Source organism: Bradyrhizobium sp. SZCCHNS1022 (genome assembly GCF_032484835.1).
In the GTDB taxonomy this organism is placed as follows: Bacteria; Pseudomonadota; Alphaproteobacteria; order Rhizobiales; family Xanthobacteraceae; genus Bradyrhizobium.
In genome coordinates this window covers 1,882,733-1,898,630 of record NZ_JAUETT010000001.1, presented here as the reverse complement: position 1 = coordinate 1,898,630, position 15,898 = coordinate 1,882,733, and the positions used below count along the sequence as shown (strand labels likewise).

Annotated in this window: 10 protein-coding genes; 3 read left to right on the top strand and 7 right to left on the bottom strand. The window is 61.0% G+C overall.

Features of this window, described 5'->3' with window-relative positions; genetic code table 11:
* Window positions 1-459: 459 nt before the first annotated feature.
* Both QX071_RS08640 and QX071_RS08635 read left to right on the top strand, forming a co-directional pair.
* On the top strand, window positions 460-2,985 hold the full coding sequence (locus QX071_RS08640) for a DUF4011 domain-containing protein (RefSeq protein WP_315701244.1): 2,526 nt from the start codon (window positions 460-462) through the stop codon (window positions 2,983-2,985).
* Between the two features lie 148 nt (window positions 2,986-3,133).
* Entirely contained in the window at window positions 3,134-5,884 is a 2,751-nt protein-coding gene (locus QX071_RS08635; RefSeq protein ID WP_315701245.1) for an AAA domain-containing protein, read from the top strand.
* Between the two features lie 304 nt (window positions 5,885-6,188).
* Here QX071_RS08635 and QX071_RS08630 read toward each other — a convergent pair whose 3' ends face one another.
* The 6 genes from QX071_RS08630 to QX071_RS08605 all read right to left on the bottom strand — a co-directional run bounded on the left by QX071_RS08630 (window position 6,189) and on the right by QX071_RS08605 (window position 13,302).
* Window positions 6,189-8,396, bottom strand: coding sequence for a phospholipase D-like domain-containing protein (locus QX071_RS08630; protein ID WP_315701246.1), 2,208 nt, complete (start codon window positions 8,394-8,396; stop codon window positions 6,189-6,191).
* 203 nt (window positions 8,397-8,599) lie between these two features.
* Window positions 8,600-10,003, bottom strand: a complete 1,404-nt coding sequence (gene hydA, locus QX071_RS08625; RefSeq protein WP_315701248.1) for a dihydropyrimidinase — start codon at window positions 10,001-10,003, stop codon at window positions 8,600-8,602.
* 22 nt (window positions 10,004-10,025) lie between these two features.
* Window positions 10,026-10,757: an aspartate/glutamate racemase family protein gene (locus QX071_RS08620; protein WP_315701249.1), complete on the bottom strand. Its 732-nt coding sequence runs from the start codon at window positions 10,755-10,757 to the stop codon at window positions 10,026-10,028.
* Window positions 10,754-11,539, bottom strand: coding sequence for an ABC transporter ATP-binding protein (locus QX071_RS08615; RefSeq protein ID WP_315730255.1), 786 nt, complete (start codon window positions 11,537-11,539; stop codon window positions 10,754-10,756). Before QX071_RS08615 ends, QX071_RS08620 begins: the two co-directional genes overlap by 4 nt.
* Before the next feature lies 1 nt (window position 11,540).
* Complete coding sequence (locus QX071_RS08610; protein ID WP_315730256.1) at window positions 11,541-12,350, bottom strand: ABC transporter permease; 810 nt, start codon at window positions 12,348-12,350, stop codon at window positions 11,541-11,543.
* Between the two features lies 1 nt (window position 12,351).
* Window positions 12,352-13,302: an ABC transporter substrate-binding protein gene (locus QX071_RS08605; protein ID WP_315703090.1), complete on the bottom strand. Its 951-nt coding sequence runs from the start codon at window positions 13,300-13,302 to the stop codon at window positions 12,352-12,354.
* 258 nt (window positions 13,303-13,560) lie between these two features.
* Here QX071_RS08605 and QX071_RS08600 point away from each other — a divergent pair, with 258 nt between their 5' ends.
* Window positions 13,561-14,301: a GntR family transcriptional regulator gene (locus QX071_RS08600; protein ID WP_315701252.1), complete on the top strand. Its 741-nt coding sequence runs from the start codon at window positions 13,561-13,563 to the stop codon at window positions 14,299-14,301.
* A 10-nt stretch (window positions 14,302-14,311) separates the two neighbouring features.
* On the opposite strand, the gene QX071_RS08595 is transcribed toward QX071_RS08600, so the two are convergent.
* Entirely contained in the window at window positions 14,312-15,895 is a 1,584-nt protein-coding gene (locus QX071_RS08595; protein WP_315701253.1) for a S53 family peptidase, read from the bottom strand.
* Between the last annotated feature and the right edge of the window lie 3 nt (window positions 15,896-15,898).

Sequence of the window (15,898 nt, the reverse complement as noted above, 5' to 3'; positions counted from 1 at the left end):
CGACGTCCGTGACGACCGCGAAGCATCCCCTCGTTGGGGCGAGACGAGAGAAGAGAAACATAAATTCTGAAAAAGCGAAATAACAATATTCTTGCGCAAGGGACTGGACAGGGTGGGTCGCATTGAAAGTGTTAGCAAAATTGGCCGCTTCATAACGGTAATTTTGCACCGATCAAGGCGCCGTCGCTCAGCAGATCGCAAATCAAGCAATCCGTCCGTCGTGGCCTTGTCCCTCGGGTCCCCTGATCTCAGGGTTGGAGTACTAAAGGGCCCTTCCACCGTCGCAGCAGCCGCGCGCATAAAGAAAGCGAATTTTCTGAGAGGTCAGCCCCCTCCTGGGTGGGAGTAGATCTACGACCATGTAAGCAGTGGAATTCCCTTTGTGTCCACTCGCGCTTTGGTAGCAACATGGTTTAAAGTATTGAAACAAAGCGCTTTAGCCGAGATATCAAGGTTTAAATGGCAACGCAGGCAGCCGAGGAACTCAAAGAGCTCGTCCATAGGCGGATCGAGACGATGCGGCCAAAATTGCTCGACCTTAGTCGACGCAATCCGCTCATCGCCACGAAGCTCAACCCTCGATCAAATGCGCATGTACGCGTCGTGGACGAACTGCCTGATGTGCTGTTCTTCAATCTTTGCAACGGCCAGCGGATGCAGATGGAGCCGCTGCCGGCACTTGACGAAGACCCGGCCGATGAACGGTCCAACATATTCAAGCGCGCGTTAGCCGCGGCGCGACGCAGCGATCCAGACTATTTGGCGCAACTTGAAAAGCTCGACAAGGACGCCGATGGCTACAATGACATCCTCCGCAAAGCAGATCGCGCGCTGAAGGACAGGTTAAGAGCGCAGCTTGGGATGAGTGCGCGCCCTACGAAACAGGACCTCAACCTCGTCCAGCACGCCAGGAACAATGGCATCTTTCCGTCTTACGACCTGCCTCAAGCGGGAGAGTCTCCCGACGATGGTCGGCACACGGACGATGCTATCCAGACGTTGCTTCTACCGGACGATTTGGAGCGCAAGCTTTCTGCCCTAAACTCGAAATGTAACACGTGGCTTCAGGAGACCGGGCTCAACGTCTTACATGGAGCGTTTGGTTTCCTTGAGTGGTCGGACAGAACCAGTTCTGAAACTTCCTTCGCGCCCTTGATTTTACTCCAGGTTAAAATCGAGAAGAAGAAGACGAGAGACGGAGCCGAGTTCTGGGTCAGCGGTCTCGGTGAAGAGCCAGAAACGAACGCGGTACTTCTAGAAAAACTAAGACAGGAATTCAGCATTGAGCTGCCTGCGTTCACGACCGGCTCAATCGAAGAGTATTTGGCCGAAATTGCCAAACTTTCGCCGAAGGGCGTAACATGGCGCGTCCGTCGTCAGGTCGCATTTGGTGTATTTCCGTCCGCCCGAATGGCCATGTATCACGACCTCAACACAAGCGACACGGATTTTTCGGCCAACGATATCATCCGGCCGCTCCTGGCGGGCAGCGGCACTCCCGTTGCATCACCCTTTGCTGACGAATACGACGTCGATAAGGAGCATGTTGAGCGGCTTGTGCCGCACCTTGTCATGGATGCCGACGCATCCCAGTTTAGCACACTCGTTGACATCGCGAACGGCGTGAATCTTGCGGTCGAAGGTCCACCTGGGTCAGGCAAGTCGCAGACGATCGTTAACACCATCGCTGCTGCCCTTGCGGCAGGCAAGAAAGTGCTGTTCATCGCTGAAAAGACAGCTGCGCTCGAAGTCGTGCGCGCTCGCCTAGATGCTATTGGCCTGGGTGAATTCCTGCTGCCGCTGCAAGCGCAGCACTCCATGCGAGAACGCGTAATCAGCTCCTTACGCGAGCGCTTAGAGATGGATGCTGGCCGACCCGTCGCAGATCTCAAGGATCACATTCGGCGCTTTAAGGAAGCGCGAGCACAGATCGCCGAATATGTCGAACTGCTTAGGCTCCCTTTCGACGGAACGGGTTTCACGATTCATGACATTCTTGGAAAGAGCGTCGCAACGTCCGATCGTTTGAATAATCTGCCAAAATCAGTTCAACTCGCAGACGCTCCGACGACTTTCGCCGTCACGAAGACAACAATCGAAGACACCAAGTCGAGCGCGACGATCCTGGAGGAGGCTGCGGGCCGCCTCGCAAAAGTCAGCGCGCATTGGCAAGGGATACGAGCCTCGCATCTGACGCCTTTCGACCAGGACGCTATCCTAGAGCTTGCAAAGGGTCTTGCTACGGCTCTAGAGGTGTTGCGGGATCGCCTCCGCCAAGCCGATAAATTTGGGATTACGGGCCGCGAAGATGCTTCTACGTTAGCTTCAATGACGAAGCTTCTCGAGGCAGCATCGCGGCTGTCGGATCGCTCACAGCTAAGCTTGATTCCGCGCCTTGCGAGCAAAGCTGATTGCGATCATCTCGCGAGCTTCGTCGAGGAGTGTGAATCGTTTCAGGCGCTCGAAGCGCATATTCTTTCAAAATTGCGCTCTAGACCGGATGAGAAAACTGTCGCTGCCCTGATGGAAGTCGACGAACTCTGCCGCAAGCACGGTGTCAATAACTTAGACACAGATGAGCTTGCGCAAAGTATTGCGAAGAAGCGTGAGGCCATTTCAATTGGCAAAAGGCTAATCAGCCAAATGGAAGGGTTCGCGGCGCTTGTACCCGGCAGCGATCAATGGCGGTTTAGCGATATTGGGATACTTCGGTCGATTATCGATAGTACGGACCCGGATCATCTCCATGCTCGCCGACCAGATCTTGCTTCCGATACGAATGCTCTCGCCTCCCTGAGAATGCTAAACATAGAAGGGCGACGGCTGCAGGAAGCGAGAAAAGGTCTATCGCAGAGATTCTCGCTTAATGTGACACCAGAGGTGGATGAAACTGCCCGCTGGCTCGTAGCGATCAAGACTGCTGGCCGGTTTCGCTTTTTTTTCGGCCACGTACCGCAAAGCGAAAACTGCCTATATTGGCTTTAGCCGGAGTAAATGGAAGCGAGCGACCGCAATCAGCGACCTTGAGGAACTTGTTGATTGGAAAGCGAGAGAAAGAGACTTTCGAAAAAGCTCCCAGGCGCCCGTCCTATACGGGGTCCGATTTAAGGGGATCGATACCGACTTCGACTTTATGGAAGGCATGGCAGCATTTTGCGACCTCGTCCGGGAGCGGCTCCCACGTGTCGAACAAAATGCTGTCCGCTCCTTCTTGCTAAATGGCTCAGTTGAGATGCTGTTTGAGGTTCCAATTTTGGAGGCGCATTCAGACAAATTGACACTCAGCGGTTTGCGTGACGCCGTCGTTCAGTGGGAGACAGACGCCATTGCGCAAGAAAATGATCTTCTCCTTCTAAGAGAACGTGCGCGTCTGTTCACCCCCGATGAAAGGCCCTCATCTGACGAGGTCGCCGCACTTCGTACGAAAATTGAAAACTACCTCGCTCAAGAACAAAGGCTCAATAATCGCTCCCAAATCGCCGCAGCGCTCAACGGCCTTTATGCCGGCGCGAAGACGACGACCGCACCACTAAAAGCCGTTCTCGACTTGTGTTCCACAATAGTTGAACTGCCGAACGGGCGGGCGTTGGCCGTTTCGATCGGATCTGGCCTTGCTGCACACGGAGCGCAATGCGTCCAGCGCGTCAAAGAAGCGCAAGAGATGTGCGCTGAAATTGGATCGGATTTCGGAACGCGAACACAGCTTGTCGAGACGTCCGCGATGGTAACCGGCCCTTTGGACAGCAGGGCAGCAGCCCTACGCGCCGGAGCCGAAGATCCGGAAGGTCTAGCAATGCATGTAGCCTTTGGCGGCGCGAGGAGAGAATGCCGATCGGATCTACATGCGATAATCGATGAGTATGTCACCGCTACCGGCGGATACGCCGGTTTGGCCGCCGCGCTCGAAGCTTTGGCGTTTCGGTGGCTCGCGCGCCGCGTCTACGCGTCTGACCGGTGCGGACCTATCTTGGCCCGGTTCCCTGGAGCCCGCCTCGACTTCATGCGCAACCGTTTGGCTGAACTCGATCGCGAGATCATAGCGGAAACGCGAAAAGACTTGCGGCGAAAACTAAAAGCCGAGGCCCGGCCACCGCGCGGCAATGGCGTTGGACGAAAGTCGCAGTGGACGGATCTCGCTTTAATTACGAACGAGGTCGACAAGAAGCAAAAATTTCTATCAGTTCGTGAGCTGACGCGGAGAGCTAGCGCAGCTCTGCTTGAACTTAAGCCGTGTTGGATGATGTCCCCCTTAGCGGTCGCGCAATATCTTCCGAAGCAAGGGGTGGGGTTTGATCTTTGCGTTATCGACGAAGCCTCTCAAATGCCGCCGGAAGAAGCTATCGGTGCCCTGTCTCGCAGCAAGCAAGCGATGATTGTCGGCGATACTAATCAGCTTCCACCGAGCAACTTTTTTCGAAAAATGGTCGATGTCGATGGAGACGACAGCGAGGACGATACGGTTCTGGACGAATCTATTCTGGAGCTAGCGAACGCGACTTTCCGACCGGCACGACGTTTACGTTGGCATTATCGCTCCAAACATTCGGGGCTGATAAAATTTTCGAATCGTCTTGTCTATAGTGACGATCTCGTGGTTTTCCCGTCAGCGTCGGAAGGCGTCGCTGGTATGGGCGTCGAATTTCGAGCGGTTCCAGGCCTGTATAAGGCGGGCATAAACCCGGTCGAGGCGCGAGAAATGGTCCAGGCCGCAATCGAGTTTATGGCCAAGAACCCGAACCGGTCTCTGGGCATTGTGACGCTCAACCAAAAGCAGCGAGATTTGATCTTCGAGGAAATGGAGATCGCGCTTGGTAGCAGTCCAACGGCGACCCAGTACGTGGATTATTGGTCGACGCATAATGATGGATTGGAAGAATTTTTCATCAAGAATCTTGAAAACGTTCAGGGCGATGAGCGCGACGTCATCTTTATCGGAACGGTCTACGGTCCAGAGGAACTGGGCGCTCGAGTTATGCAGCGTTTTGGACCAATCAACGGCACTGCTGGCAAGCGGCGTTTAAACGTACTCTTTACACGCGCGAAGCAACAGATCGTCACCTTCTCGTCGATGTCGGCGGCTGACATCTCGGCCGAGCCGACGGGAAACGAGGGTGCCTACATGCTTAAGCGATGGTTGGAATATGCAGCAACGGGCGTTCTTGAGTCGGGTGAAGCGACCAAGAAGGAGCCAGATTCAGATTTCGAGATCTTTGTGATGGATCAAATTCGCGCCATGGGGTGTACGCCTGTGCCCCAGGTTGGCGTCAAGGGCTACTCAATCGACATCGGCGTTCGTCATCCGCAGTGGGCCCATGGTTTTATCCTTGGTGTAGAATGCGACGGAGCTACATTCCATTCTTCAAAATCCGCGCGCGATCGCGACCGGCTGCGTCAGCAGGTATTGGAGGGGCTCGGTTGGAAATTCCATCGCATTTGGTCCACAGACTGGTTTCAGAATCCCAAAAAGCAGGCCGAAATTCTACGCGGAGTAATTGAAGCGCGGTTTATTGAGCTTCGCGCGCGGGAGGCAGAATTCTCCAAGCCGACGGCTGATCTTTCGAAGAATGGCTCGACTGAGCCATTGCCGCCCATCGTAAAATCTCGGAAGGAGCAAGAGCCGAAGCCGATCGTAAGGCCTAGCGCCGTTGCTGTCGGCGACACAGTGCGCCTGCGCTATCTAACACACGACAAGAATGTCGTACAATTCACCATCAGCGCGGACCGATCGGATCCGAACAACGGAATCATCTATTTCAAGAAACCTGTCGCAGAAGCGCTGCTAGGCGCCGAAGAGGGCGATGAGGTCGAGATTCTTGTCGGGACGTATGTTCGACAAGCAGTATTAGAGAAGATCCTCGCAAGAGCCGCGCCGCGTGTTCACTAATTGGAAAAGAGTGGCCGGCTTTGCGTTGGCAGCAAACCGTGCGTCAGGTCTGCCCGCGACAAGTTCGTGGTCTCCTAGGGGCGCCACAGCGATCGGGATCATACCGGATCCGCTAGCGAGCAGCGGCCAAGCCTTATGACGCGCAGTGCCTTCGGAAGAAACACGTGGATGGCCGGGTCAAGCCCGGCCATGACGCGTCACAAATAGCAGCCGCTTCGCTGCGGTGGCCTGCCGGCGGCCAGATCCGATCTGGCCCGCCAATCAGGCGGCTGCAGAGCAGCTGTCATGATCGTCAGCGGCTTTCTCAACGAGATTTCCGCGCAGTTCTCTTGCTCTTCGATCGTTTCGCGGCAGCCTTCTTCGCGTGCCGCTTGGCGGACTGCTTTGCGGTCTTCGCTTTCGCCTTCTTGGCTCCGGCCTTGCTCGCCTTTGCAGTCTTTGAGGCCTTCTTGGCGACCTTCTTCTTCGTCGTCTTCTTTCGGCCGGCGGAGGCCTTGGCTGCGGCGGCGGCTTTCTTCGAGGCTTTCTTTGCCGGCTTCCTGGACGTTTTCGCCTTGGCGGGGCCGGCTTTGGCCGTCGGCTTCGCAGGTGTCGTCTTGGCCGGCTGCGACGGCTTGGCGGAGCCCTTCGGTGCTGACGTCTTCGCCGGCTTTTTCGGCGCAGGCCCTGACAGCGTCGGTGCCGCAGCGCCGCCGCTGTCGCTCGTGCCGGCGACGCGCTCGGCTGCCGACAGCCAGAATCGCAGTTCCGGCGACTTCTCCTCGGCCCCCATGATGTAGCGGTCCTGCCAGCTGTCGTCACCCTGCAGCGGCTTGCCGAAGATCTCGGGGTGCTGCTTCAGCAGCCAGCGCCAGGCGTAGTGATCGTAGAGATCGAGCACGTGGCAGGCGTAAGCCTCCGCGAGGCCGCGATGGCCGCGGATGATCAGCATGTTCTCGTCGTTGTTGTAGGAGGCGCGGAAGCCGAGATTGTGCGAGCCGGTCACGACAACGCAATCGTCGCTGAAGGGATCGATCACCACGATCTTGTTGTGAATGATGGCAAAGCCGTATTTGGCGAGCTCACCTTCCCATTTGCCGAACGCGTCCGTTGGACTGACGGCTTCGGCGGGCACCGCGCGAAAATCGATGTCGCCCTTGGCCCCCTGCTGCTTCGGAGTGCCGCGCTCGCCGACCACCTTGACGGCCGGCGCCTGATCGCCTCCATCAGCCGGCCGCTCGGTGTGACCGCCCGAATGCAGCGCCGCGGAGAAATTCGTCGCCCGCTGCGGGCTGGTCAGCGCTCCCCGCACGAACAGGTCGGGCTTCTCCTTGAGCAGCCTGCCGGCGGCATCCAGGATCGAGTTGTTGCCGGGATCGAAGGCCAGGAAGAGCACGGCGTGCTTGGCTCCGTTCATCAGCTCGAACACCCGTCCCATGTCGTTCGGCGTCTTCGGGTTCTTGCCGAGCTTGCCGGGAGTGTTGGGCGAGAACATCGGCTCGATGGTGACGCCGTTGTCGAGCGCGATCGGACTGTCGATCGATTGATCGTTGTTGGCGTGGGCGAAGTCGCGCAGCGTCTTCGACTGCAGCGCCCTCTGGTTTCCGGCGGCCGCGTCGACATCGGCCTTCAGCGCGTTCCAATAGTCGAGATAGCGCTGCGCCAGCGCTCCGGAGTCCACGATCAGGGCGTTGTTGGTCTGCGTGCATAGGCCGGTCGAGGTCCAGTTGGTCGAACCCGACAGCACCGCGGTCGGCTCGCCGCTCTGCGTCAGCACCATGAACTTGTTGTGCGGGATGTCGCCCTTGCCGAGGATGCGGTCGATCACCGCGACGCCGGCCTGCTTCAGGGCCGCGCGGTTGTCAGCGTCGGCATCCTCGGTGTCCTGCCCCTGCTCGTTGCCCAGGATCACGATCCGGCTCTTGGGATTGGCCTGCAGCTGCTTCTCCAACCCGTTCGGGTCGTTGAGCTCATAGAGCGCAGCATGGATCTGGCCACCTTCATCATCCGCCCGCTTCAGCAGCGAGGTGAGGCCCTCCTGCAGCTGTCCCATCAAATGGATGCGGATCGGATCGTTGGGATCGAGAATATGCGGAGCCAGCGCGTTGATGCTGGGGTGATCCTTCAGCTCGTGACTGAGCGCCTGGGTCGCCGTGAGGCCGCGATTGAAATAGGCGTGGAACGGCGGCCGGCTGGGCGTGAGCGTCACCTTGTTGCTGAGCAGCGGCGCGACGCCGGCCAGCGTGCTCAACGTCTGCCCGGGCGTACCGCCCATCGGCACGATCCGGTATTGGTAGGTGCCGCCGCGTTTCGCATAGAGATCCTTCCACCAGAATTTCTGAATCGGAGCCTGTTCGGTGGTGAGCTTATCGGCGGTCTGTCCCGCAAAGCGGGCGAGCGCCGGCAGCGCGGTCTCCGTGTTGGAGTCGACATCGATCTGATAGACGGCAAAGCCGAGGCAGCCATCGAGCCGGCGATCGAAAGTCCAGGCGACGACGGCAATGTCATTGTTTGAAAATGCAAGGGCGGGCATCGAAGCAATCCTTTCCTTGAAAGAATATACCCCGAAGTTGTAACAGCCATTCGACGCACCCAGAACCGGATTCGGATGGCGCCGCGATACCGCCGGAGGTTGATGCACCGCGGCAGAGCGGGATGTTGCGGAGCGCCAGATGGGATTCGAGGTCGCGCCGCGAAGACGGTCAGCCCCCTCCCCCTCGCGGGGAGGGGGCTGACCTATGCCACACCACCCGGCTTGCCGCGCGTGAGGTAGCGGCCCTCGCCTTTGGCGCCAACCAGCTGACCGTCGCGCACCACGAATTTCCCGCGCTGCAGGGTCGCGACCGGCCAGCCGGTGATCTCGATGTCTTCATAGGGCGTGTAGTCGGAGCCGTGATGCAGGCCGGCTTGGCTGATCTTCGCCGTCTTGTTCGGATCCCACAGCGCGATGTCGGCATCATAGCCGATCGCGATCGAGCCTTTGTTTTTCAGGCCGTAGGTCTTGGCGTGGTTGGTCGCCGTCAACGCGACGAACTGGTTCAGCGTGATGCGGCCCTTGCCGACCCCTTCCGAAAACAGGATCGGCAGCCGGGTCTCGACGCCGGGGATGCCGTTCGGCACCCAGCGGAAGCTGGTGCGTCCCTTCGGCGTCAGCTTGCCGGCCTCGTCGTCATAGCGGAACGGGCAATGATCGCTGGAAAACAGCGCGAACACACCCTGCTGCAGCCCTTCCCAGCAGGCCTGCTGGCTTTCCTTGTCGCGCGGCGGCGGCGAGCAGACATATTTGGCGCCTTCCATGTTGAGGCCCTGCATGTCCTCCTCGGTCAGCACCAGATATTGCGGGCAGGTCTCGCCAAAAATCTTCAGGCCGCGCATCTGCGCCCGCCTGATCTCCTCCATCGCCTCGCGATTGGAGACGTGCACGATCACGATCGGAACATCGATCAGCTCGGCCAGCGAGATCGCGCGATGGGTCGCCTCGCGCTCGACCGCGATCGGCCGCGACTTGCCGTGGAAGTAAGGCGCGATCTTGCCGGCGCGCTCGAGCTTCTCGGTGAGGAAGCGGATCGCATCGTAATTCTCGGCATGGATCTGCACCAGCGCGCCCGTCTCGCGCGCGACATCGAGCACGCCGAGAATCTCGAAATCGCTCAGCGCCAAATCCTGGTAGGTCATGAAGATCTTGAGCGAAGTGTAGCCGTCGGCGACCAGCGCCGGCAGCTCCTGCCCCAGGACGGCCTCGCTCGGATCCGAGACGATCAGATGGAAGGAGTGGTCGATGTAGCAACTCGCATCGGCGAGTGCATGATAGTCCTTCAGCGCCTCGCGCAGCGGCTGGCCCTTGGCCTGCAGACAATAAGGCATCACGAAGGTGTTGCCGCCGAAGGCGGCGGCGCGCGTCGCGCTCTCGAAATCGTCCGCCATCACGATGCCCGGACCGGACGGCTGCGAGATGTGCACGTGGCTGTCGATGCCGCCCGGCAGCACCAACAGGCCCGAGGCATCGACGATCTCGGCGGCGTCCGTGATCGCCTCGCCGATCGCGGCGATGCGACCGTCCTTGATGGCGACATCGGCCTGATAGATATCGCTGGCCGTGACCACGGTGCCGTGGCGGATCACAGTGTCGAACGCGGTCATGTTCGCGCCTCCCTACGCGGCTTCAGCCGAGCTTGTGAAACAACGAGCCCCATTCGCTCACGCGCCGGGGATCGACACCGGTCATTTTCAGGCACTTCCACACCACGGTCGCGATGGTGTCGTAGATCGGAATCCCCAGCTCCAGCTCGAGCCGTGCGACCAGTGGCGCCGCCTTCAGGTTGGTGCAGATGATCGCGATCGCCTCGGGCTTGTGGGCCGCGACTTCGCGTAGCATGGTCTCGATCTGCGTCGGCGTCACTTCGGAGAAGGAAAAGTTGTCCTGCAGTCCGAGATGCCGTTCCGCCTGGCAGGCGATGCCGAGCGTCTCGTAATTGGCAATGATCTTGGCCTGCACGTCATCGCGATAGGGCGTGACATAGCCGAGCCTGGTCACCTTGGTCTGTTCGAGGATCTCGTTCAGCGCCAGCATCGAGGTGGTAGCGGGAATGCCGGTCGCCGCCGTGATCTGCTCGCACAGCTTCACATCGGCCTCGAAGCCGAGCCAGCCCGAGGAGGTGCCGTTCCAGCCGATCACATCGACCTTGGCGTGGGCCAGAAGCTCGGCCGCACGCAGGATGTTGCTGTTGTCGAACTGGGCCAGCGCCTGCTCCGACAGCGCGATCTCCGTCACCTTGAAGCGCGAGAAATGCGCGGACACCCCGGGCAGCCCAGAGACCATCGCCGAGGTGATCGGCTCCAGCGCCGTGTTGGAGGACGGCGTCAGCATGCCCAGGAGAATACGTTTGCTATTCATTGATTGACCACTTCCAAGGGGGACGGCGTCCGCTCGCCACGCAGGAGCTCGAGGATATGCCGTTTCATCGCGTTGAATTGCGGGCTGGTGATGTCGCGCGGCCGCGGCAGCTCGATCGGGATGATCTCCCGGATACGGCCGGGACGCGCGCTCATGACGGCGACATGGGTGCCGAGCGTCAACGCCTCGTCGATACCGTGGGTGACGAAGACGATCGTGCCCTGATGCTGCTGCCAAATGCGCACCAGTTCGTTCTGCATGTCCATCCGGGTCTGCTCGTCGAGCGCGCCGAATGGCTCGTCCATCAGGATCACTTGCGGATTCATCAAGAGCGCACGCGCGATGCCGACGCGCTGGTTCATGCCGCCGGAGAGCTCGGACGGATAATGGTTCTCGAAGCCGGTGAGGCCCACCATGTCGATATAGGTCTGTGCCCTGGCGCGGCGCTCGCCCTTCTGGCTGCCGCTGAGCAAGAGATGAAAGGCGACGTTCTCCCACACCGGCAGCCACGGCATCAGGTTGGCCTGCTGGAACACGACGCCACGATCGGCGCCGGGCGCCGTCACCGGCTGGCCGTCGACACAGATGCTGCCGCTGCTCGGCTGCTCGAAACCCGCGATCATGTTGAGCAGCGTGGACTTGCCGCAGCCGCTCGGCCCCAGCAGGCAGAGGAACTGATTGCGGGCGACCGAGATGTTGATGTCGTCGAGCGCGGTGACGTTCGAGCTGCGCTTGGCGTCCCGGAAGATCTTGGAGACGTGGGAAATATCGATCGTCGCCATGTCACTCTCCGCCGCGCAAGGTGGTGTTGCGCTGCCAATGCAGCACGCGCGCCATGATCATGCGGATGCCGAGATCGCTGAGGAAGCCGAGCAGGCCGATGCTCGCCATCGCCGCCAGCACGAGATCGTAGCGCAGGAAGTAATAGGAATCCCACAGCACATAGCCGAGGCCGCTCTTCACCGCGACCATCTCGGCCGTCACCGTCAGCATCCAGGCCGAGCCGATGCCGATGCGCAGGCCAGCGAAGATGCTGGGCAGCGCCGCCGGCACCACGATGTAGCGCAAGAGTTTGCGCTCGCTGCCGCCGACCATCGCGCCGGCGCGGATCAGATTGCGGTCGCAACTCTTCACGCCGTGGATGGTGTTGAGCAGGATCGGGAAGAACGCGCCGAGGAACACCAGGAAGATCGCGGGCTTGTTGGCGATGCCGAACCAGATGATCGCGAGCGGAATCCACGACACCGGCGGGATCGGCCGCAGCATCTGCAGCGTCGGCTCGATCACGATCTCGGTCGCCCGCGACCAGCCGATGGCGACGCCAAACGCGACACCGAGCGCGGTGGCGATGGCAAAGCCGGCGGCAACGCGCGACAGGCTCGCGGCCATGTCGACCAGCCAATGCCCGCTGTAGGTCTGGGTGTTGCCGTCGGTGCCGAACGCCCAATCCGCCCAGGCCAGGAGCACGGTCGAGGGTGCCGGCAGCAATGCCGCCGGCAGCGCGCCGGAGCGCGAGAACGCCTCCCATCCCGCAAGAATGAGAACGGGAACGAGGTAGCGATCAAGCTTCCTGATGTGAGCAAGTGCGCTCATCTCAATAGCCGAGCTCGGATTTCGGCTTGCCGGTCGCCGCTTCCAGGAAGCGATAATCCATGTTCTTCTCGACCGCGGCCGACACGTCCGAATTGATGTATTTGAGATCGCGCATCATGGTGGCGATGGCCACGGCAGATGCCCGGTACATCTTCGGATCGGGATCGAGATTCTCGATCGCACCGGTCGCGATCGTCTTGTCGAGACCGGTGATCTTCGAGATCACTTCGACCAGCGCCGGCTTGTCGGCCGCGATATGCTCGTCGACCTTGACCACCGCGCGCACCGTCTCTTCCAGCGCCTTCGGCTTGGCGGCAATGACATCGGAGCGGGTGACGATCAGGTTGGTCAGCTTGCCGGCGGCCTGATCATAGGGGAAGCCGAAGAACTTCGCGGCCTTGGCCTGCATGATCTGGGTGGCGAACGGCTCGACCGTGCAGATCAGCTCGACCTCGCCACGGCGCAACGCCTGCAGATGGTCGGACGGGTTCGGGATGTTGACGAACTGCACGTCCTTGTTGATGTCGATGCCCTGCTTGGCGAAGGCGCCGCGCATGTGGATGTCCTGCGCATTGCCGCGCGAGGCGGCGACGCGGAACGGCTTGCCATCGGCCTTGTACTTCGCGATCAGCTTCTTCAGCGCGCCCCAATCGTTCTGCGGGACGTCGAGATCGTTGGAAAGCAGCAGCGCCGAACCGCCATTGACCTGGCCGGAAATGGCGACCACGTCGAAGCCCTTATCCAGAGCGATCGCGTAATGCAGATAGGTCACCTGCGCGACCTCGATGTTCTTGGAGACCAGCGCGGTCAGCGCATCGGTGCCGGTGTTGAAGCTGACCGCGTCGATCTCAACGCCTTTCGCGAATTGCGGCGTCAGCGACATCGGCGTGCAATGCGCGCATTTGGCATAGCCCAGTTTGATCTTGGCCTCGTCCTGGGCGAAGCCTTGCATAGGCCAGGCCAGCACCAGGGCGGTCAGAAAGGCGAGCAGACATCGTGTCACTTCGATCTCCATGGTCGACGCAAATGGGTCAGCAGACGAGCAACAAAGTGGGTAGCAAGCGACGTGCCATCTGGATGCGGTATGCAATTTCATTTTTTTGACGTATAATCAATGGCTGGAGCGTAAATTTATGGAGCAATAAATGCCCGATCCTTGGGCGCAGCGCCTGCTTTCCAGGCACATCATTCGCGGAGCGGCGTCGCCAGCATGAGCACATCCGCCCCCCGGACGCGGCTGAAGACGCGCTTCAAGCCGGCCCGGCTCAAACTGTCCTCGGACCATTCGAAACGCCCGCTGGAGCGCATGTCGCTGCACGATCAGCTCGTCGCCAAGGTGCGCGAGATGATCGTCGACGGCGAGCTCGCCGCCGGCGCGCCGCTGCCCGAGCGCATGCTGTGCGAGACCTTCGGCGTCTCGCGCACGCCGCTGCGCGAAGCGTTCAAGATTCTCGCGGCCGAGGGCCTGATCGAATTGCGGCCGCATCGCACCCCCGTGGTGACGCCGATCGATCGGACCGAGATCGCCCAGATCTTCGACGTGATGGTCGCGCTCGACCGCGCCGCCGGCTTCCAGACCGCAAGTCGCGCATCAGCTGACGACATCGCCGGGCTGGAGGCGATGCATGCCGAGCTCGTGGCGCTGCATAGGGCTGCGCAACGCGCCGCCTATTTCCGGCTGAACCAGCAGATCCACACCGAGATCACGAGGCTCGCCGGCAACGACGTCCTGTTCAACATGTGGAGCGCGCTGCAGCGAAACGTATTCCGCGCCCGTGCGGTGGCCAATTACGACGCCCGGCGCTGGAGCGAGTCGGTCACGGAGCATGAAGCCTTCATGGCACTTCTGTGCGCCCGCGACGCGGATGGGTTTGCGGATGCGCTGAGCCAGCATACGCGAAGGACGGGAGATTCGGTGTTGCAGATGCTTGACCAAGCCGCAGCCTCGTAATGCAACCTGCCTATACGGTGGGAAGCGAGCCCAGCACCGCGAGGATGTCGGCGCCCTTCGGCACACCGAGCCCGGTGCAGGCGCTCCAGCCGGGGCCGGCATCATAGCCGCGGCCGTCGACGCGATTGTCGCCCTTGGTGATGAGGCGGCACAGCGCCGAATTGGAATAGAGCGCGGAATTGACGAAGCCGACCGGCGTCTCGCGCCCCGCATTCGCCATGGCGAGCAGGGCGGCCCATAGCGGTGTCGCTGCACTGGTGCCATCCTTCACCACCTCCTGCCCGTTGAGCACGATGCGGTAGCCGGGTCGATCGGCGGCGGCGCAGGCAACGTCGGGCACGCCACGGCGCACCGCGCCATCATTGAGCGAGACCGGCAGCGCCAGCCCCGACTGATAGGCAGGAATCGGAAAGACGTCGCTGATGCCGCCGCCGGTGCCGATCGGCGCCTGGTTCCAGACCGCTTCCGTGACGACCGCGCTCCCCGCCTCGTTCAGGGTCGGCGCCGTGCCGCCGCAGCCGAGCGCATAGGGGCTGGAGGCCGGAAACCAGACATGCAGCCTGCCATCCGTGAGGCCGCCGGTCGCCAGCAGATCACCGGCCGCGAATGTGACGCTGACGCGCAGCCTGATCGCATCCGCGAGCACCGCCTGCATCGCGTCGCGGCTGGTATCCGTCCAGCTCCGCTCGCTGTTGCCCCAGCTCGCCGAGACCACCTGCGGGCGGTTGACGTCGTCGAACACCGCACGATGAACCGCGCGCGTCAGGCTGTCCGTCGAATTGTTGGCGAAATACACGACGATGCGGGCCTTCGGCAGCAGGCTGGCCACGACCTGAAGATCGAGCGCGATCTCCTGCTCTGCCAGGCTGAAGCCGTCGACGAACTGATTGCCGTCGCCCTCCACCGTGACATCGATGACATCAGGCACGGATCGGCCCATCGCGGCCATCGCCGTCGCGAGGTCGGACGCGAGATAGCCGCCGCCGAGCGCGACGATACCGACACAGACCGAGGATACGTCGCGATCGGTCGGGATGCCGTAGAGCGAGGCGATCTCGCTGGGCCAAAGACCCACGCCGGTGCCGTCACCGGCCTGCGGCTGCAGCCGATGGGCCGGCGCCGCCAGCGGCCGCTGATCGAAGCCGAGAACGGCGCGCGTCCACGGCGCGATCTCGGACGGCAGCATCAGTTGACCGACCCGCGCGCGGAATTGATGCCGGCCATCGTCGTAGCACCGCAAGGTGGCGCCGAACATGTCCGCCATCTGCCGCGCCGTGCCTTCGATCACGACGGTGCGCTGGGGGAGGTCGATGTCACCGACCTTGAGCCCCGAGGCCCGCGCGAGATTCTCGATCCGCGCGGCCGCCCGCGCATGGGTACGACGGCGCTGCGCGGCCAGCGCGCGGCGCGTGAGCGGCTTGCCGGCGAGGCGGGCGAGATCGCCGGCACTGCCCGGCGCGAACATGTCGGGCGTGCGGCGCTTGACGTGAACGACGACGCTGAGCGGCTCGTCCGGATCGACGTCGCCGATCAAGGTCGCACCCTCAGGCGGGATGCGAAGACTGCCGGAGAGCGCGACCTTGTGCCCGGTCATGCC